The 20633-nt window shown below is 70.1% G+C and carries 14 protein-coding genes; all 14 read left to right on the forward strand.

Going from position 1 to position 20633, the window contains the following annotated elements; genetic code table 11:
- The first annotated feature begins 10 nt into the window (after positions 1–10).
- Positions 11–184: a hypothetical protein gene (locus E5A73_RS21400; RefSeq protein ID WP_168355926.1), complete on the forward strand. Its 174-nt coding sequence runs from the start codon at positions 11–13 to the stop codon at positions 182–184.
- A 1-nt stretch (position 185) separates the two neighbouring features.
- The gene (locus tag E5A73_RS12800; RefSeq protein ID WP_135964192.1) at positions 186–1274 is read left to right on the forward strand and encodes a phage late control D family protein; all 1089 of its coding nucleotides are present in this window, start codon (positions 186–188) and stop codon (positions 1272–1274) included.
- Positions 1271–1954 (forward strand): phage baseplate assembly protein V, encoded by a 684-nt coding sequence (locus E5A73_RS12805; protein WP_135964193.1) that lies wholly within the window; start codon positions 1271–1273, stop codon positions 1952–1954. Before E5A73_RS12800 ends, E5A73_RS12805 begins: the two co-directional genes overlap by 4 nt.
- Positions 1951–3594: a hypothetical protein gene (locus tag E5A73_RS12810; RefSeq protein ID WP_135964194.1), complete on the forward strand. Its 1644-nt coding sequence runs from the start codon at positions 1951–1953 to the stop codon at positions 3592–3594. Before E5A73_RS12805 ends, E5A73_RS12810 begins: the two co-directional genes overlap by 4 nt.
- Entirely contained in the window at positions 3591–4010 is a 420-nt protein-coding gene (locus E5A73_RS12815; RefSeq protein ID WP_135964195.1) for a GPW/gp25 family protein, read from the forward strand. Before E5A73_RS12810 ends, E5A73_RS12815 begins: the two co-directional genes overlap by 4 nt.
- Complete coding sequence (locus E5A73_RS12820) at positions 4010–6226, forward strand: putative baseplate assembly protein (protein ID WP_135964196.1); 2217 nt, start codon at positions 4010–4012, stop codon at positions 6224–6226. The genes E5A73_RS12815 and E5A73_RS12820 overlap by 1 nt, the downstream gene beginning before the upstream one ends.
- On the forward strand, positions 6226–8913 hold the full coding sequence (locus tag E5A73_RS12825; protein ID WP_135964197.1) for a phage tail protein: 2688 nt from the start codon (positions 6226–6228) through the stop codon (positions 8911–8913). The genes E5A73_RS12820 and E5A73_RS12825 overlap by 1 nt, the downstream gene beginning before the upstream one ends.
- Positions 8914–8925: 12 nt before the next feature.
- The gene (locus E5A73_RS12830) at positions 8926–9261 is read left to right on the forward strand and encodes a hypothetical protein (RefSeq protein ID WP_135964198.1); all 336 of its coding nucleotides are present in this window, start codon (positions 8926–8928) and stop codon (positions 9259–9261) included.
- Positions 9262–9266: 5 nt separating this feature from the next.
- Positions 9267–9557 carry a hypothetical protein gene (locus tag E5A73_RS12835; protein ID WP_135964199.1) on the forward strand — a complete coding sequence of 97 codons (291 nt, stop codon included), beginning with the start codon at positions 9267–9269 and terminating at the stop codon, positions 9555–9557.
- Between the two features lie 9 nt (positions 9558–9566).
- Entirely contained in the window at positions 9567–10430 is an 864-nt protein-coding gene (locus tag E5A73_RS12840; protein WP_135964200.1) for a hypothetical protein, read from the forward strand.
- 12 nt (positions 10431–10442) lie between these two features.
- A complete protein-coding gene (locus tag E5A73_RS12845; RefSeq protein WP_135964201.1) occupies positions 10443–12860 on the forward strand; it encodes a hypothetical protein in 2418 nt (805 codons plus the stop codon).
- 14 nt (positions 12861–12874) lie between these two features.
- Positions 12875–17338: a hypothetical protein gene (locus E5A73_RS12850; RefSeq protein WP_135964202.1), complete on the forward strand. Its 4464-nt coding sequence runs from the start codon at positions 12875–12877 to the stop codon at positions 17336–17338.
- A 4-nt stretch (positions 17339–17342) separates the two neighbouring features.
- Positions 17343–18830, forward strand: a complete 1488-nt coding sequence (locus E5A73_RS12855) for a hypothetical protein (protein ID WP_135964203.1) — start codon at positions 17343–17345, stop codon at positions 18828–18830.
- The coding region (locus tag E5A73_RS12860) for an ATP-binding protein (protein WP_135964204.1) at positions 18827–20633 on the forward strand (1807 nt) is incomplete at its 3' end. The genes E5A73_RS12855 and E5A73_RS12860, both read left to right, overlap by 4 nt.

Below are 20633 nucleotides of genomic sequence, written 5' to 3' on the forward strand. Positions count from 1 at the left end.
GGGGTTCGAGATGGGCGTGATCGTGGACGAGATGACGAGCGAAGTGGCTCCCGCCGCGGCGTCCGCACCCGCGTCCGTGAGCGGCGGCGCTTCGGCAGGGCCGGCGCGCGACATGGATATGGAACGGCTCGACCAGGCGATGCGGCGCCGGCAGCACCGCGTCGAGCGGCGGTGGGCGGACTGACATGGCGCTCGACGATCCCCAGAGCCTGCTGAGCTTCGTACCGACGCTGGAAATCGGCGGGATGGATTACCCGTCGATCGCGCCGAACCTCGAGCGCTTCCGCGTCGTCGAGGGGCCGGGCGGGATGACCAGCCTCGAATTGGTGGTGATCGACGCGGCCGGTGCCGCCGACGGCACGGTGACGTTCGCCTCGGGCAGCGGCTCGCCGCTCGATCTGGGCGCCGGGATCCGCCTGTTCGCCGGCCCGGCCGAGCGCGGCGCGGCGGAGATCTTCGACGGCCAGATCACCGGGCTCGAAGCCGAGATCCGCGAGAATGCGCCGCCCTTGCTCACCGTCCTCGCCGAGGACCGGCTGTTCCCGCTGCGCCGCAAGCGCAGGACGAAGCTGTTCGAGCAGCAGGCGCTGGGCGATGTCGTCAAGGCAGTCGCCGGCGATTACAGCCTCACCCCCGAAGTGCGCGACGGAGTCGACACGATCGCGCGCGACTGGCTGCAGACCGACGAGACCGATCTCGCATTCCTGCGCCGCATCCTCGATCGCTTCGATTGCGACATGCAGATCGTCGCAGCCAAGCTGCAGGTCGGGCGCAAGGGCAAGGACCGGCGCACGCTGGTGCCGCTGCAGACCGGCTCGACCCTGCTCGCCTGCCGGGTCACTGCCGACATATCCGAGCAGGTCAGCGAGATCCGCATCGCCAGCTTCGATCCGAAGAGCGGCGATCCGGTCAACGAGACCAAGCCGGCCGGCGGCTATGGGCCCGGCGCGGGCAAGACCGGCGCGGACACGCTCTCGGCCAAATTCTCGCGGGTCAGCCTGCATCTCGGCCGGTTCGGGCCGATGACCAGCGGCGATGCCCAGGCGATCGCGCAAACCGAGTGCGAGCGGCGCGCGCGCGCCTTCGTCCGCGCTTTCGGCACCGCGCAGGGCAATGGTCAGTTGCGCGTCGGCAGCTGGGTCGAGCTCGCCGGGTTCAATCCGCGCTTCGCCAATCAATATGCCGTCACCCGCGCAGTGCATCGTTACGATCGCGATGACGGCTATCGCACCGATTTCGAGGCGGAATGCGCCTATCTGGGAGATCCGGCATGAACCCCGTCGGCTTGTTCCCCGCGCCTGCGCAATGGCTGGCGGGCGCGCATATCGCCAAGGTCGTCTCGGTGCAGGATCCGCAGTCCAAGTCGCGGGTGCAGATCCAGTTGCTGTCGGCCGATCCCGAAGGCGAGGCGCCGATCTGGGCGCGCGTCGCAGTGCCCTTCGCCGGCGACAATTACGGCGCCTTCTTCATTCCCGACGTCGGTTGCGAGGTCATCGTCCAGTTCCTCGCCGGCGACACCGCCAATCCGATCGTGATCGGCACCCTGTGGAACGGCGCGACGGGGATTCCGGAGACTTTGCCCGGCAATGCCGTCGATCGCTGGGCGATCTGCGGCAAGAACGGGACGCGGATCGCGATCGTCGAGGAATCCGCGGGCCAGGAAATGGTCGAGATCGAGACGCCGGCGGGCGCCAAGGCGACGCTGACCGATCAGGCCGGGGGGTCGATCAAGCTCCAGGTCGCCGGCAACACGATCGAGATGGGTACTTCCGGCATCTCGATCCAGACCTCGTCGCAATGCAAGGTCCAGGCATCGAGCGTCACCGTCACCGCCAGCTCGGTGAGCGTCAACACCGGCATGGCGACCTTCTCGCAAACGATCCAGTGCAACACGCTGATCGCCAGCTCGGTGGTGTCGGCGAACTATTCGCAGGGAACGGGGAACGTATGGTGACGACCGCGCTCCTCCCCGCGCCGCCGCGCCCGCATCCCGCCGTCGCGCGTCGGCTGGCGCGCCAGCTGCCCCCGCAGCCGGCGCACGAAACGGTGATCCGTCCGCTCGGCGGCGGCGACGCGACCACGCTGATCGCGACCGCGCCGCTCGAGAATTTCGTCGAGGCATTGTTCGATCAGCTCGATGCCGACGACTGGCGCACCACGCTGGCGGCGATGCGCGGCGCGCGGCGCGGCGCGACCGATCACCTGCTCGAGCTCGGCCTGCCGACGCATCGCAAGGCGCAGATCGCGCTGTTCGAAGTGTTTTGCCGCCAGCCCGGTTCACCACGGCTTGACCCCGGCAAGCTCGCCGACAAGGGCATGGTCATCCGCCGCGTCCATGGCAGCCGCTGGGACGGCTGGATGAAGGCGCCGCGTTCGGTCGCGGGCTGGACCTTGATCCCCAATGCCGATGCCGATCCCGGGGTTCGCGGCGATCAGGCGTTCCACGCCGCCAATCGCGCGGCGCGCGCGCAGGTCGCCGCGCGCCGCGCCAGGCCGCAATTCCATGAGGACGTGCTGCCGCTGTACATCGTCCCCCCCGAAATCTGCGCCAAATTGGGTCGCACGATCCTGTTCGGCGTGATCCCGGTCGGGGACAATGCGCGCAGCTCGGCGCCGCCGACGCCGATCAACTATGCCGGCCTGTCAGGCCAGGCGCGCACCGATCTGGTCGGCCACCTCTCCGAATTCCTCAAGCCGCGCGCGCCGACCAGCCTGCCGCGCGCGGGCCAGGCGCTGCGCCGCAAATGGAATGCACTCGAGCCCGCGGGCAACCGCCCCGACGGCACCGCGCGGCCCGCGGACCAGGGACAGATCAATGCGCTCGGCACGTTCCTCCAGCAATTGAGCGTCGAGCTCGACGCGTTCGGCACCAGCGCCGAAGCGCGCACGCTGATGGGGCTGTTGCGCACGAGCAGCCTGCCGTTGACCAAGAGCGGCAACCGCGTGACCAGCAGCACCGACGCCGCGACTTTCGCAGCCAAGGCGGCGAAGATCCTGATCGATCGCGAGCCCAATGTGAACGACGCGCTCAAGATGCCGCTCGAATGGCCGCGCATCGAGACCGCGCTTGGCAACCAGCTCACCCAGGCCGCGCTCAATTGCCTTTCGAAGCGCCATGCCGATCTCGCCGGTTCGCCGGGCAAGTTCGAGATGCTCGACGATCAGTTCGTCGTGCGCGGATTCGTTCGCGTCCGCGGCCATGACGGCTGCGCCGAGAAACTGGTGTGGAGCGCACCCAGCGAGCGCTTCCGCGTGCTGCCCTGGTGGGACGGCGACGGCCCCGGCATCAAGATCAAGCTGCCCGACATGTCGCAACTCAAGCGAGTCAAGCCGAACATCTCGTTCGAGATGCCGCCGGCGATCGCGAACATGCTCAACGGCGATCTGAAGAAGCTCGCCGACGGCGACGGCAAGACCAGCGGGCCCGCGCTCGGCTTCATCTGCAGCTTCTCGATGCCGATCATCACCCTGTGCGCCTTCATCGTGCTCAACATCTTCCTCGGGCTGTTCGACCTGTTTCTGCGCTGGAAGATGTTCATCAAGATCTGCCTGCCGATCCCGATGCCGGCGCCGCCCGAGGAGAGCGACACATGAGCGGGCCGATCCTCACTTCGTCGCGCGGGGCGGACATCCGCCCGGCGCTCGGCTGGCCGCTGATGCCGGTGCCCGATGGCGACGGGCGGCTCGGCTGGCCCGATCTCGAGGCGTCGATCCGCCAGCGCATCGAGTGCGTGCTGCGCACCGCGCCGGGCGAGCAATTGATGCGGCCCGAGTTCGGTGCCGGGCTCGAGGGGCTGATCCATCAATCCAACACCACCGAAGTGCGCGCGCGCACCCAGGCCCAGATCGCCGCGGCGGTCGGCAGCTGGGAGCCGCGCATCCTGCTCGACCGAGTGTCGGTGGCCGCCGCCGACGATCCGCGCGAGCTGATCGTCACCATCGCGTATCGCATCCGCGCGACCGGCGCGTCCGGGCAGATCGCGGCGCGCGTTCCCGTGGGGAGTGCCTGATGCCCATCCGTCCTCCCGCCCTAGACGATCGCAGCTTCGACGATCTCGTCGCCGATCTGGTTCGCCGCATCCCGGCGCACACCCCCGAATGGACCGACGCCCGCGAAGGCGACCCGGGACGCACGCTGGTGGACCTGTTCGCCTGGCTGGGCGACACGATCCTCTATCGCGCCAATCTGATCCCCGAGCGCCAGCGGCTCGCTTTCCTGCGCCTGCTCGGCCAACAGATGCGCGCCGCCGAACCCGCCGGCGGGCTGGTCGAAATCGTCATCGACGACCCGCTGGAGAGCAATGGGGTCGTGCTGCCGATCCGCTCGAAGATCGCCAAACCGGTTAATTTCGAATTGCTTTCCGAGCTCAGCGTCCAGCCGGTGACCGGGCGCTGCTATCTCAAGCGGCGGCCCGATGCGCGCGAGAGCGCCGGGCTCGCCGACCTCGTCGCCGATCTGCGCCAGCTCTACACCGCGCCGGGCACGCCGACTGCCTATATCACCACCCCGGTGTTCGTTGACGGCGCGGCCGAACCGGCCGGGCGCGACTTCGTCCATGACAGCATCGACGGCTGCCTGTGGATCGCCCTGCTCGCGGCGACGCCCGACGCCGCCCTGGTCCAGAGGGTCGCCAAGACCTTGGGCGGGGGCGACGACAATCGCCGAGTCGCGCTGACCCTGGGCCTGGCGCCGGCGATCACCATGCCCGGCACGCTCGAGGCAATCTCGGCGCGTGCGCCGATCCCCTATGTCTGGGAAATCTGCACCGGCCAGGGCGGCGGCGACCAATATGTCCCGCTCGAGATCCTCGCCGACGGCACCGGCGGGCTGATCCGTCCGGGCACCACGCGCGTGCTGCTGCCCGGCGCCGACGATTTCGGGGTGCCGACCAACGACGTGCTCGCCGACATCAATGCCGGGGTCGGCAATCGCCCGCCGCGGATCGACGATCCGGCGACGGCGGGTCGCATCGTCGCATGGCTGCGCCTCCGCCCGCTGCCTGCGGCACGGCTCACGTCGTACAAGCTCGCCTGGGCGGGCGCGAATGCCGGCATGGTCGAGCAGATGCAGACGCTGGGCCGCCAGCAGATCGGGCGCGGCACCGGCAGCTCGGGGCAAAGCTATCCGCTGGGGACGAGTTCGGTCGATCCCGCCAGCCTGATCCTCGAAGTCGAGGAAGAAGAGGGGATGCGCGCGTGGCGCCAGGTTCCCGATGTCGAGGCGGCGGGGCGCGGCGAGCGCGTCTACAGCCTCGACAGCGAGGCGGGGGTGGTCCGCTTCGGCAGCGGGGTGCGCGGCGCCGTGCCGGCGCCCGGCCGCGCGATCCAGGTGGTGATGCTGCGCGCCGGCGGCGGCACGCAGGGCAATGTCCCGCCCGGCGCGCTCAAGGGACTGGCGGCGCCTGCCGGTGCCCCCAAGCTCAAGCTCAACCAGCCGCTGCCGATGACCGGCGGGATCGATGCCGAGCGGATCGAGGAGGCCGAGGCGCGGATCCCGGCGATGATCCGGCACGGCGGTCGCGCGGTGACCAAGAGCGACATCAAGGAACTCGCGCTGCGAACCCCCGGGGTTCCGATCGCGCGCGTCGAAGTGCTCGAGCGGTTCAAGCCGCAGCAGCGGCGGGGGGAGATCCCGGGCGTGGTTTCGGTGATGGTGATCCCGCAGCGCGCGGGCACCGCCAAGCCCTGCCCGCGCGCCGACCGGACGATGCTCGAAAGCGTCTATGCGTGGCTCGATTCGCGCCGCCCGCTCGCCACCGAGCTCTATGTCATCGCGCCCGAATATGTGCCCGTCGGAGTCACCGCGGCGGTCGAATTGGTCGATGCCAGCCAGCGCGACGCGGTGCTCGACATGGTCTCCGAAGTGATCCGCCGCCACCTCTGGCCGCTCGCGCCGGGCGGCCCCGACGGGCAGGGCTGGCCGCTCGGCCGCGCGCTCGACGACCGGCTGATCGAGACGGCGATTGCGCGCGTCCCCGGGGTGCGCAGCGTCGCGCCGGTGCGGCTGTTCCAGCGCTCGGCACGCGGGCGCAGCTGGCTGCCGGTCGCCGAGGATCGCACCGGGCGCGGGCAGATCACGCTTTCGGCGTGGCAATTGCCCGAACTGGCGATGCTCTCGGTCGGGGTCGGCAGCGCGTCGTCGACCAGCCTGCCGCCCGGCGCCGATGCCGGTGCCGGCAGCGGCGCTGGCGGCCTCGCCATCCCCGTCGTGCCGGAGCTCTGCTGATGGACGTCAACGGCCTGCCGATGTGGGAGCTTGCCGGACGCGCGGACTTCGGTCTGGCGCCTTCGGCCAAGCCGCCCTTCATCGCGGACCGGCTCCATTTCAAGGACGCGCTCGGCCATGTCCTGCTGTCCGAAAAGCAGCCGGCGCCGGCGCTGGCCGAAGTCGAGACCTGGGCGCGCGCGCGAGCCTCGGCGCCGTCGCCGGTCGCCGACCAGCTCGGCGGTTTCGCCTGGTGGGACGGTGCCACACGGACTGTGCAGAGCGCGGGCTTCGCGCCGGGGGCGATGCAGCTGTTTCCGCCCGATCTCGACCCGCCTTATGCCGAACCGCCGAGCATGATCGGCGCGAGCGATCTCGCGCTCGGCGATGACGACGTGCTCTATATCGCGCGTGACGGCGCGCTCACCTGGCGCGACTTGCGCGATCGCTGGCGGCCGGCGCGGATCGCGCGCGATGATTTCCGTGCCGACCTGGTCGCGCCGATGCCCGGCGGCGGCGTCTGGGTGTTCGACAGGCTCCACCGCCGGCTGGGCCGGGCGCGCGGCTATCCGCTGCAATTCGCCGGCCTGCGCGATGCCGACCCGGCGCAATTCGACCCGGTCGAGCCCAATCGCAATCCGCCGCGGCTGATCCGCGCGCGGGTTGCGCCGCTGGCGAGCGACTATGAAGTGGTGGCGATGGCGGCCTCTCCCGGCGGAAAGCTCGCGCTGCTGGCATGGGCGCCGGGCGAGGATGCCAGCATCCTCACGCTCGAAGGCAATGCGTTTGCGCGGCGCTTCCGGCTGGAGGGGCTGCGTTTCCCTTATTCGCTGGCCTGGTCGGGCGAGGATCGCGTCGCGGTGCTGGCCGGCGACGCCAGCAAGCCGGCGCGCCAGGCGTTCCTCTACCCGATCGAAGGCGCGCCGACGCCCGATCTGGTCACCGCGCCGGGCGGGCAGATCCATCCGCTGATCGATCCGACCGACGCCAAGTTCGCCAATCGCCTGGCCCCCGTGCCGCATTATCTCGCCGAAGCGGTGGCGGGGGTGGCAACGGTCGAGCGCCCGCTCCGCGCGCTCTCGGGCGCCAAATATGCGCGCGCCGGATCGGTGCTGATCGGGCCGATCGATGCCGGGCGGCCGGGCTGCGTGTGGCACCGGCTGTATGCCGATGCGGCGGTGCCCGATGGCGGCGCGATCACGATCCATGCGCTGGCTGTCGAGAGCCGCGTGCCGCCCAAGCTTCCGGGCGAGGTGCAGACGCCGGGCTGGGCGCCGCACCGCATCGCCCGTGTGCGCGCCGAGGGTGTGCCGAGCGCCAGCTGGGTGCCGCAGCCAAGCGAAGTGCCCTTCGCCGAAAGCGCTCTGGGCTGTGACCCTCGCCCCAACGGCGCCGGGCTGTGGACCGTGCTGCTGCAGCACACCGACCGCAAGGTGCGCCGCGTCACCGGCCGCTATCTGTGGCTGCACGTCACGCTGGAAGGCGACAGCCAGGCGACGCCCGAGCTCGCCGCGCTGCGCATCTATGCCAACCGCCTGTCGTGGCGGGATCAATATCTGCCGGCATTCTATCGCGAGCCGCTGAGCGGGCCCGATGCAGTGGCGGCGGGGCCAGCGACGCCCAACGACTTTCTCGAACGCATGCTCCATCTCTATGAAGGCGTGCTCACCGAGACCGAAGGACGGATCGCCGGATCCTGGCTGCTGACCGATCCCGCCGCGGCGCCCGAGGCTGCGCTGCCGTGGATCGGGGGGTGGATCGGGGTTCCGATCGACCCCGCCGACAGCGCCGAGCGCACCCGCCAGGCCTTGCTCGCCGCGCCCTATACCGCCGCGCTCAACGGCACCTTGGGCGGGCTGCTCGCCGCGCTCGAATTGGGCACCGGGGGACGGCTCTATCAGGGCGCGCGGATCGATCCCGGCGATCGTGCCCCGGCGCCGGGCGCGCTCGCCGTCGCCAGCCTCGGCGATACGGCAACGCGCGCGCTGGCGCTCGGCATGGCGCCGGGCGGTTCGTGTACGATGCTCGCCGGCGGCGCCGTGACCCGCGGCAGCATCGTGGTGGTCGAGGGCTTCCGCCTGCGTCGAACCTTCTCGACGATCCTTGGCGCCGATCTCAACGAGGAAGAGGACCCGCTGACGCTCGGGCTGACTCAGTCGGGCAACAGCTTCGTCGGCGATACGCTGATCCTCGGCGACGTCGCGCGGCAGGAACTGCTCTCCTTGTTCCGCCCCGAGATCGATCGCGCGCGCAGCGGCGATACCCAGGCGGTGCAGCAATTCTACGCGCGGCTCGCGCACCGCGTGCTCGTGCTGGTGCGCGGGGTGAGCGACCGGAACGAAATGGCGCGGCTCAAGGATATCATCGAGGCGGCGGTGCCGGCGCATGTCGAGGCGAGCATGCATCAGGCGCGCCGCCCGCTGATCATCGGCGCTGCGTCGCTGATCGGTATCGATTCATGGCTCGACGAGCCCGAGCCGTTCGAAGTGGTGCGGCTGGGACGCTCGATTCTTGGCGAGGGCGATTTCGTCGCGGGTTCGGGCGGGCTCGACCAGCGCGCCGACGGGCCGGTGGCGATCCGGCCGAGCGCACGGATCAGCGGGCCGAGCGTGGTCAGCGCCGGGCAGGGCTTCGTGCTGAGCGCGATCGGATCGAAGGGCGCGCCCGGCAGCAACATTACCCGCCACATCTGGACGTGGGACGATTGAGGAGCAGCGACAATGGCGACGTTCAAACCCAATGTGCCGGTGGTCCAGAAGGACCCGGTGGTCAGCGTCGACGTGAGTGCGTCGAATCCGCTGTCGACGGGGAAGCACACCTTCATTCTCACCGTGGTCGACGATAGCGGCAACGAGTCCGACAAGGTCTCGATCGACGTCATCGTCCAGGATACCGACCGGCCGACCGCGGTGCTCGATGCTGTCGACAAGAACGGCAACATTTTGGCGCTGCCGCTGGTGGTGGCGCCGGGCGCCAGCTTCATCCTGTCCGGCGTGCGCTCGAAGGACGCGACCGGCAAGATCAAGGAATATCGCTTCACCATGGATCCGGCGTAACCGCGATGGTCACGCTGTCACCCGGCAAAACCTTTTCCACGTCGCAGCCCTCGGTTGTGGTGGAGAATGCGCTCGATCCGGGGCGGCACGTGTTCGAGCTGGTCGTGATCGACGACAGCGGCAATGCCAGCGCGCCGGTCAGCCTGGTGGTCAGCGTCGAGAAACCGGCGACCAAACCAAACCCGACCGAGACGCCGCCGACGCGTGCGCCCGACCCCGAGAGCCTGCGCTCCTTCGATGCGCTCAGCCCCACGGTGCTGCGCAACCTCAACCTCCGCAACCTCAGACCGAAATAGGAATCGCCGATGAGCACGCTCCTCGCCACCGATCCCCTGGCAGCGCCGCTGAGACCCGAACGCGTCAATTACGCGACCGGGGTGCTGCTCCAGGCGGAGGATTTCCAGGACGAGCAGACCTATCATCGCGGCCGGCTCGCCATGGCGCTGCGCCATATCGCCGGCTTCGGCACGATCGCCGGGCTGCGCGTGCGTGCGCCCGCCGCCGGGAACAACGATCTCGAGCTGCGCATCGAGCCCGGGGTCGCGCTCGATCGCTATGGCCGGCTGATCGAGCTGGGCGAGCCTTATTGCATCCGCCTGGCGAACTGGTTCGCGGCGCAGGAGACCGGCAAGCTGCGCACCGCGGTGCACCGCGCGCCCAATGTCGGTTTTCCGGTGGCGGTGGTCGCCGACATCTTCCTTTCGGCCAAGGACTGCGCCCGCGGGATGACGCCGAGCGTCGCGTCGGGGCCGTTCGACGCGCTCGATGCCTTGGTCCCGGCGCGGCTCGCCGAGGAGCCGCAGCTCCAATTGGTGCTGCGCGCCGAAGCCGATCCGATCCCCAGCCCGGCCAATCACTGGCCCGATGCCGCCGCCAGTCACGACGACAGGCTCAGCGCAGTGCTCGGTTCCTGGGATACCGGGCTGAGCGGCGCCGGCGACGAGGAGCTCGATCCGCTCGCCGAGCAAGTCGCCGGCACCGATCTCTCGGCGGTACTGCTCGCGCGGGTGGCGATCCCGGTGCAGCTCGCCGCCGACGCGCCGTCCAGCGTCCGCCCGGCGCTCGATGCCGCGCGCCCGTCGGTCGACAACCGTGTCCGCCCCTTCATCTTCCTTCCCGGCAAATGGAGCGGCCGCGCGCCCGCCGCCGGGGCGCTCGTCGAACCTTGAGAGGAACTGACCATGACCGAACTCGCCAAGGCAAGCGGCCGCTCGATCATCGAAGTGGCGGACAGTGCCGAAGCCGCGCGCCTCGCCGGCAGCGGCACCGTCTCGCGCGATTCGCTGGAGGACGATCTCTCCGGCGGTCCGCTGATCCTCGACGGGCTGCGGCGACGCCCGCGCTATTTCGACGGCCGCTTCCTCACCGGCGCCGATCTCACCCGCGACCAGGATTATGTCCGTCAACGCCAGGCCGACATGGCGCGCGCCAGCGGCGCGGGGGTGATCAGCGGGCTGCAGGTCGCGGTCGCCGCCAGCGTGCGCGGCCAGTCGGTGCGCATCCAGGCCGGAGTCGGGCTCACGCCTTCGGGCGACGTCGTCATGCTCGGCAAGCGCCAGGACGTGCCGATCCTCGACATGCCGGTGACTCGCCAGCTCGATGCCGCGCTCGGGCTTTCGGCCGAGCCGCGCGTGCCGCTCGGGCGGCGCAGCGGGATGTTCGTGCTCGCGCTGCGCGCGGTCGAGTTCACCGCCAATCCGATCGCCGCCTATCCGCGCAGCATCACCGGGCAGCGCACGGTCGAGGATGGCGACATCATCGAGGCGACGGCGATCACGCTGATCCCCTATCCCGATCATAGCGGCGCGGCGACGCTCAGCGCGGCGCGGCGCGCGGTGGCCAAGCAGATCTTCCTCGGCAAGCCCGCGGGCGTGTCGCAGGATGCGCTGCCGCTGGCGCTGATCGGGCTCGATCGCGGCACGATCCGCTGGATCGACATGGCGATGGTGCGGCGCGAGACCGGCGCCGATTCGGGGGTGCAGGTCGCGTTCGGCGGGCGCCCGCGGGCGATCGCCGAGGCGCATGTGCTCCAGCATCGCACGCATCTGAACGACGTGCTCGACGAGTTGCGCGCGCGCTCGATGCCGCCGGTATTCCCCGCGGCGCAGGCCTTTGCCGCGCTGCCGCCCGCCGGGCAATTGCCCGCCGCGGCGATCCAGCCCGACAATTTCGGCTTTCGACAATTCTACTTCCCCCCAACGGTGGATGTCGACATCGCCTTCGTGCCGGTCGACGAGATCGGCGCATTGGTCGAAGAATCGCTGTCGCTGCCGCCGATCGATCTCGAGGCGACTGCCGAGGAGATCGACGCGACCGGGGTGCTGGTGATGGTGCCGGTGACGCGGGCGCGCTTCCAGCGCTTCAACAATGCTTTGCCCAAGACGCGGACCCCGGCGCTGGCCGATCCGGCGGCTGCGGCGTCGAAGCCGGCATTCGACATGCTGTCGAGCCTGATCGCCAAGCGGACCAAGCGGATCGAGGCGGCGGTGCGCGACGCCGCGGCCGAAGCGCAGGCGCAGGCGGAGGCGCTGACCATGCAGGCCTGGCATGCCGCATGGCAGGAAGCGATCGCCGCATTGCCGACCACCAACGGCCGCCCGCCCTTGCTGTGGTATACGCGGCGGCGCGCGATCGCGTATGATGGTGCCGCGCTCAACGGCGTCTCGATCAGCGGCGACGACGTGATCGTCGCCGGGCTGGTGTCGCAGACGCTCAAGCGGCTCAAGCTCGAAAAGCGCTTCGCGTCGATCAATGCGCGGGCGACGGCGCTCGGCACCGCGCGGGTGATGGCGCTGCTCGGCGGGCGTGCGGTGTCGGGTTCCGACATCCTCACCGCCTCGGTGATCGCGGACCTCGAAGCGGTGATCAAGGCGATCCCGACCCAGGCGGATCTGCCCAAGACCGATCCCGCGCCGACCACCACTCCCGCGCCTACGCCGAGCAGCGGCGAGTCGCCCAAGCCAAAGCCGGCCCCCGGCGAGACCCCGCCGATCATCGTCCAGCCGCCGGTGCTACTGCGGCCGACATTGCTCGATGCCAGCGTGCTCACCGCCGGGCCGTCGCTGAGCAGGGCAATGGCTGCGGCGCCCGCCGTGGCGTTGACCAAGAAGGAGGCGGCCGCCGCAGCCGAGGCGACGCCGTCGCTGGTTCCCGCGGCGGCCGCGCTCGCGTTGCGGGCGGCGACGGTGAACCCCGCATTGGCCGGGATCGCGCAGCCGGCCAGCGCCGATCTGGCGGTTGCGCGCAGCGGGCTCAACCGGCTGGCGCTGGCTGCCTCGACGGGCAATCTCACGCTGGCCGCCGGCAACGACATCGTGCTCGGCGACGGCGAAGTGATGGATGTCGCGCAGGATTATAGCGACCCGCGGCTGGGCGAGGGGCTGGCAAGGCTCCAGGCGCAGATCGGCGAGAGCTGGCCGAACGCGGCGCAGGCGGTGTGGATCGGCGAGAGCGCGCGCGCGCTGCTGCTCGACAGCGCCTTCCGCACCCTGGCTGCGAGCGCGCTGCCCGATCTGGCCACTGCGATCGGCCGGGCAGTGGATAGCAAGGACGTGCGTGCGATCGACCAGGCGCTGACCAGCGGCGTCGCGACGAGCTGAGCGGAGGACGGCACATGGAAGTCACCCAGCGCATCGATCGCGCGTTCGCCGACGAGCATGTCATCGGCTGCGATCCGCCGCTCCGGCCAGACCTGCCCAATGTCTGGCGGCGGCGGATGCACCCGTTCGCGGGGCGCGCGGTGTCGGACAAGGCGCTCACCGCCGAGCAGGACGTGCGCTCGGGGATGCAGCGGCTCTACGGCCTATCGCTCGCGCCGGGCAGCGTCTCGGGGCTCGAAGTGACCGCCGAGCCGGGCGCGATCGGCGCCGTGCCCGAACTCGTCCAGCTGATCGTCTCGCCGGGGATCGCGCTCGCGGTGTCGGGCGAGGATATCAGCATCGGCAGTGCCCGCCGGGTGAAGCTCGCCGAGCTGCCGGTGATTCTGCGCGTAGACCACGCCGATGCGATCGAGGAGGATGAAGACCCGGACGTGGTCACCGTCTCACCGCCGGTGGGGGGCGATCGGCTGCGGCCGGTGCTGCCGCGGCGCATCGGGCGCAGCCTCGGCGGGCTCGCGGCGAGCGCGCGCAGTGCGCTGCTGCCGCATGTCGCGGTGCTCGTCGCGCGGCCAGTGACGGCGACGATCCTCGGCAGGCCGATGGATGCCTGCCCGCCCGATGCGCGCGATGACGCCTATGTCGACTTGCAGCGCATCGATGGCGCGCAGCTCGCCTTGTTCCTGTGGCCGGCCGAAGTCACTGCGACCGACGGAAGTCCCGATTATGCGTTGCCCGGCTACGACAAGGCGCAGCGCAATCGCCTGGCTTATGCCGCGTTCGACAACGAGAAATTGTTCGGCGAAGACGACATGCATCCCTGGGATGCCTGGGGGGTGCCGCTCGCCACGCTCGGCTTCAATCCGGATTGGTCGCTGGCATTCGTCGACCGGTTCAGCGTGGTGCGGATCGGGGGCACGCCGGGCAATCGCACGGCTTTGGTGCCGATGACCGGCGACCCACGGCTGTGGCAGGCGCGGATCGACCAGTTCGTCGGCCAATTGGTCGAGCAGCCCTCGTTCGACGAAGTGCTGCTGCGCGACACCTTCGTGCGGCTGCCCCCGGTCGGACTGCTCCCGCGCGACTTGTTCGATCCGGTGCTGCGGCGCCAGACCTTCTTCCCCGGCAGCTTCGCGCTTTCGGCGATCCCCGTGCCGCAGAGCAATCTCGACATGGCGATCCGCGAGGCAGCGGCGCTCGCCAGCTATAATCGCAGTGCGCCCGACCGAGTCGAACTGCTCGTGCCGGTGCCCGACACGGTCTACGAGCCGCATCTGCTCGAGATCGAAGTCGCCGATCCGCGCTTCGCCACCACCATGGCCGCGTTCGCTGCCGATCGGGCGGGCTGGCTGGCGACGCGCGAGATCGGCCGCCGCCGGCTCGACCGGCTCAACGAGGCGATTTCGGGCCAGCCGGTACGCTGGCCCGCTTCCGACCTGCCTTTGGGCGAGGACAGTCCCGATCCGGGCGATCAGCCGCCGGTGGAATGCACGCGCACGCGCCGATTCGACGAGGGCGGCGCTACGGTGCGGCTGCACACCATGTCGGGCGCGGCGGCGTCGCTGCCGGTAGCCAAGAGCGATACGGTGTGGGTGTGGGTGCGGATCCATTCGGCGGCCGGACTCACCGGGCTGTCGCTCCGGCTAGGCGAGGCGACGAGCCCCAGCTTCACGGCGATTTTCAGCAAGGGCGTGTTCTGGGGCGCCGCCGACGGGTTTTTCGGCAAGCTCTTCACGGGGGGCGCGCTTCCCCCGGTCGGCCGCTGGACCCGGCTCGAGGTGCCCGCGTCGCAAGCCTGGGATGCCAATGGCGGTGGGCTCGACGGCTTCCTGGTCAATGGCGTCGAATTCGGCCAGCGCGGCGGGCAAGTCGAATGGGGACCGTTCGGCACGACCGACGCCAGCGGCAATGTCGCCACCTTCATCGCCGACGATGCTCCCGCCGGGGCGGCCTTGATGTCCGGCACCGCCGGCCAGACCAATCCGAGCAGCGGCTGGCCGTGGAAGGCAGTGCCCGGGCGCGAGAATATCGTCGTTCCGGATTTCGGCACGGCCGAGGCAAATGGCGTCCGCGAGGTGGCGGCGCTGGATCCGTTCCGCGATCAATGGAAGCAGGGCTTCCTGCGGCAGGACCTCACCCAGCTCGAGGAACTGGGCATTGACGCGTTTCTCGGCCAGATCAGGGCGCGGCTCGACGCGACCAACGATGCGATCGATCTCGGCTTCATCCGCGCGCGCTCGGACATCTACCGCGTTCGCCAATATATGCTCGGCGCCGACGCCGCCTCGCGGCTGGTGACCTCGCCCACGCTCGCCGATCTCTCGGCGCGCGATGAAAGCGCGCGCGCAACCAGCGCGGGGATCGCCGGCTTCCTCGATCGCATCAAGGCGTTCGAACCGATCGAGCCGACCCCGACCCCCTCGGGGGGGACGGCGTCAGCGGCCGCGGCCGCAGCGGCGGCGGCTGCAGCGTCGGCGAAGTCGGCGGCTGCGAAGTCCGCAGCTTCGAGCAGCCAGCTGGCCGCGGCGGCGTTCGTGCCGAAGATCGCAAAGCTGGACCTGGTGTCGATTGCACCGATAGCGGCGGTGGCGGAAGCGCGCGAGCGGCTGCTCACCACCAGCGCTACCAACGCGCTGGCGTCACCTGCATTCGCCGCGCCCACGGCCATGGCGTTCTCGATGCCGCTGTCGATCCTGCCGATCAATACTGCGATATCGGCCATTCACACGCCGACGGCGTTCGCACCGCCGACCAGTATCGGGCTTGCCCAGATCGGCCTCAATTCGAATCGCTACGAACCGGCAGACATCCGCGGATCGCGGCCTGTCGCGGGGCTGGTCGAGCGGACGCTGAGCGTCGCCGAACGCATCAAGCCCTCGCCGGCGGCGATGGCGCTCGATTATGCGATCGGCAGCAAGGCGGCGGTGATCAGCACCCTGGCGTCGCTCATCGCGACCGCCGCCAATTTCCGTCCCCGCGGCATCGCATTGGGCGACTTGCCGATGCCCGGCTTCCGAACGATCGACAGCACGGACGATGCCCCGGTCTTCGTCACGCTGGACCAGGTGATCAATCCGCCCAAGAAGGACGGCGTGTCGCAAGTCGTCGACATGGACACGACGCCGGCGGACAAGCACGAATCGACCTATTTCACTGCGGCGGTGAAGGCGATCGACAACAGCATCGCGATCATGCGGCTGGTCGAGGGACGGCTCGCGCTGTTCGAGGACCTGCGCGACAGCATCGACGCGCTTCGCGGGGTCGTCCTTGCCCAGGCCAATCAGGTCGCGGCGTGGCTGCGCAGCGTCGATGTCGAAGTCGAGGAAGCGCGCCACGACGTCGCCGTCGCGCAACAGCTTTATGCCGAAGAGCTGGCACGCGTCGCCACGGTCAACGCCCGGCGCAGCGCCGTGCTCGAAACGCATGTCTCGGTGATCGCGTGGCGCCGGGTGCGCGAGGCCGATTATCGCGATTCGGCGCCGGTGCTCGAAATGGCGTCGGGACTCGCCCCCGATCCGGTCATCGCATGCCGCCGCGAGCATCCCGACGTGCCCGAAGAGCTCGACGATTACGTCGAGCTGCTGCGCGATGCGCCAGTCAAATGGTTCCCGCCGATCGCCCGCGAAGTGGCGCGGATCGACCGGCTGGAAGCCGCGCGCGCCGCGATCGAGGCGATGCGCTACCGCGCGCTGCTGCCGATCCTGGCGCGCACCTTCTTCCCCACCAACCGGATCATGTTCGGCGTGCAGCAGGCGTTCGTCGCGCAGCAGCGCGTGGTGCAGGACCGCCGCGCGCTGATCGCGCAGATCGACTATAGCCGGATCACGGCGCTCTCGCTCGCGCAGACGCATGTCCAGATCCAGCAGACCGCCAGCATCGGCGATCTGATCGACGGACGCCATCGCCAGCCGACGCTGACTCGGATGGCGACGAGCGAGATGGAAGCGATCGGCCAGGTCGCTGCCTGCCTCCATGCCGCCTTTGCCGAAGTCGCGCCGGTGATACGATTGGGCTGGGCCGAGATATTGTCCGAATTCGATCGGCCGGCCCCGCTCGCTTCGCTGGCCGGACTGCCCGGCTGGCCAGAAGTGCCGCTCGCGGACCGGCGGACATTGCAGGGCTTTGTCGACTGGCTGTTCGCACGGATCGATCGCTCGCAACAGGAAGCGGTCAACGCGATCAACGAGCTGGTGCGGATAGCATTGCTGATGAGCGCGCATGCCCCGGTCGATGCGATCATCCCGGCGCGACTAGTGGCGCCGGCGCCCGCGGTGCTCGGCACGCGCTTCCAGTTGGCGCTCGACATCACGCGCATCCGCAAGGGGATGATCACGGTGATCCGCGACCGCAACGATCGCATCGTCTCGCGCGCGGTGATCGACGATATCGTCGATGGGCATGCGATGGCAGTGATGACGCAGAATCTGGGAGGCCTGGTTTCGCTGACCAACGATTTGCGCTTCCATCTCGTGACCGGCTGAGCCGGTGAGTGTCGCGATCGCGCGGCTGCGGCTCCGCGGCCCCCCCGATCGCGCGGCGATGGCCCGGTTCGCGATCGAGGACGGGATCCGCACGTCCTGGCCCGACGACGAGCGGCTGGTGCTGATTCGCCGCGTCGCGCTCGGGCGCACGCAGCCCGACCAGCGGCCCGACCGGCGCAGCGCGCAATTCCGCCAGGCGTGGGAAACGGCGACGCAGGGGCGGCGTCACGGCGGCGACAGCAGCGCCGGCGACGCCAATTGCGTGTGGTTCGCCAGCCGCGGCGAGGCATGGCGGCTGCTGCTGCGCGAGCTGATCGCCGGGCGCCGACCGGTCGCGTGGTTCTGGCGGCTGGCAGTGCCGGACTGGCAAGGCGTCCCCGCGCGCGAATGGCTGGCGGCGGCACTGGGCGAAGCGCTGGCGGGGGACGGGGCGATCGAGCCCGTCGCCCTGGTCGAGGCAGTTGCGGCGGAAGGCGGGATCGACTTGCTGTTCGCCGCAGCCGAGCAGATGGTGGCGGGTATGGCGCGACTGTCGATCGCCGCCGCTGATCCCCTCGCGGAGCGTGATGCGGCCGTGGCGAGCGCGACGACCGCCGACGAGCCCCAGGCGCTCGAGCGTGCCGCCATCGCGCTGGTTCTGGCGATGCGCGAAAACCTTCCCGAGAAGCTGGTGGCGACGATCGAACAGCTGGTGCTGCGGATCGGCGTCGCGGCGCCCTTGGCACGGCGCCTGCTCGAACGGATATTGTTGCGGGGGAGCCCTTCGTTGCAGCTCGCACCTCGACAACTGGCCGCAGCGGTACGCAGCTATGCCGGGCTGCTGGATACCGGCCGGGTTCCTGCGGCCCTGGTCGCGCACCGGGCGGTGGAGCGGAACGCCGATGCGGCTGCGGCAGCATTTGCCGAGCGCCTGAGTGAAGCGCGCCCGGCAGGTGGGGCCGACGCGGCAACGCCTACGGTGCCGATACCCGAGCCGGCGCAGGTCCCGGCGTCGGAAGCGAAGGCGCTTGCTGCATCTCCCGCGTTGCCGAGCTTGCTCGACGAAGCCGAAAGCCCGTTCGCCGGGCTGTGGCTGGTGGTGCCGCTATTGATCCGGCTCGGTTTTCGCGAATGGCTGGCGGATCATCCCGATTGCGCCGCGGCCGATGGCGGGCGGCGGCTGATCCGCGCGATCGGCCGGCACTTTGACGTCGAACCCGGGGATGCTGCTATGCTCCCGCTCGTCGACTGCGCACCCGGCGACCCCAATTTCGCTCGGCCGTGGCGGGTTGCGATGGACTTCCACCTCTGGCGCCGTGCGCGAATTCGCCTCCACGAAGTCGTCCGCCGCCCGGGCTGGCTGCGCCAGGCGGAAGAGCGGCTGGCAATCCGCTTCGATCCCGAATCGGTCGATCTGCGGCTGCGCCGCCACGCGCTCGACGTGGACCCCGGCTGGACCGACTGGCTCGGGCTCAGTATTCGGTATCGCTACGCAAAGCGGGGCGAACCATGACCGCGCCATTGCCTGCCGAGATGCGCAGTTTGCGCGCGCTGGCGCTCCATATGCTGCGCAGCATATGCGGCGCGAAGGGCGCGGCCGGCCCGGCGGTTTCCGAAGCTTCGCTGCTCGCCGCGATCCGGAGCGCACCAGCGGATGACGACGCGAAGCTTTGCAGCTTGGCCGACCGCTTCGGCCTGAGCGACGGCGAGTTGCTAGCCGCCGCGCTGATGCTCGCAGTCGAGACCGATGCCGGCACCGCGCGGCTGGTTGCGCAGGCGCAGAACCCGGTCGGCAGCGCGCGCCCGCTCGCCGGGTTCCTTGCGACGATCTTCGCTCCCTTCGGGCTCGATTGCGTCACTCTGGCGAGCGGCCCCGCCGCGCGGATCGGGCTGATCGATTTGGGTGACGAGCCCGCGCCGCTCGCCGAGCGCAGCATCGGCATGCCGCTGGCGCTGGTCGCCGCATTGGGCGGCGGGCGGCTCGAGCCCGATGGCATCCACCCGCTGCGGATCGGATGCACGGCGCTGCCCGAGGCAATCGTCGCCGAAGCGCAGGCGCGGGCCGCGCGGATCGCGGCGCGCGCCGCGCCGGCGTTGCTCGTGCTGCGCTCGCCGAGCCTGCGCGAGAGCGAGGCGGTTGCCGCGTTGATCGGCGAGACGCTTGCGCTCGCGCCGGTGGTGTTGGGCGAGCAGCAGCATGTCGCGCAGCATGTCTGCTGGCTGGCGGCTTCGGGCAGCCTGCCGGTGCTGCGCCGCGCGCTCGGGCCGGGCGAGCGCTGCCGAATCGAGGATTTCGGCGCGTGGGACGGGCCGTTGCTGCTGCTCGCCGGGATGGAGGGGGTGATCGAAGCGCCCTTGCCGTCGACCGAATGGGCGCTGCCTCTGCCCGACCGCACCGAGCGCGTCGCCTTGTGGCAGGCCGGCGGAGTCGACGCCGCGCTCGCCGAGCAGGCGGCCACCACCTATCGCCAGGGCGCGGGCAGGATCGCCGAGGTGGCCGAGCGCATCGCCTTGCTCGGCAGCGACGCCCCGGGCTGGGCCGACCTCGTCGCTGCCGCCGATGCCGGGGCGAGCCAGCTCGACTCGCTGGCGCGGCGCTCCTCGGCGCAGGTCGAGCGCGAGGATCTGGTGGTGCCGCCCGAGCTGGGTGAGGGACTCGAATTGCTGATCGACCGGATCCGGCTGCGCGACCAGCTTTCCGAAGACTTGGGCAGCTCGCTGCGCGCGCGCTACCGGCCGGGCGTGCGTGCGCTGTTCACCGGCGAATCGGGCACCGGCAAGACGCTCGCGGTGCACTGGATCGCGCGGCGGGTCGGGCTGCCGCTCTACCGTGTCGACCTTGCCGCGATGACCAGCAAGTGGATCGGCGAGACCGAAAAGAACCTGTCCAGCGTACTCGATGCTGCGCAGCATGCCGATGTCGTATTGTTCTTCGACGAGGCCGATTCGCTGTTCGGCGCGCGCACCGATGTCGGCGATTCGCATGATCGCTTCGCCAACGCCCAGACCAATTACTTGCTCCAGCGAATCGAGGATTTCGACGGAGTCGCGGTGCTCGCCACCAACAGCCGCGATCGCTTCGATCCCGCCTTTGTCCGCAGGCTCGACGCGATCCTCGAATTCCCGCTGCCGAGCGCTTCGGCCCGGCGGGCATTGTGGGAGACCCATCTAGGCGACCGGCACGGCGTGGCGGCCGAGGAACTCGACTTGCTCTCGGTGACGATCGATCTCGCCGGGGGGCATATCCGCAACGTCGTGCTCGGCGCGGCGACGCGGGCGCGCAGGGCCGGGCGTCCGCTCGCCGCCGCCGATCTCG

Source organism: Sphingomonas gei, from assembly GCF_004792685.1.
GTDB lineage: Bacteria > Pseudomonadota > Alphaproteobacteria > Sphingomonadales > Sphingomonadaceae > Sphingomonas > Sphingomonas gei.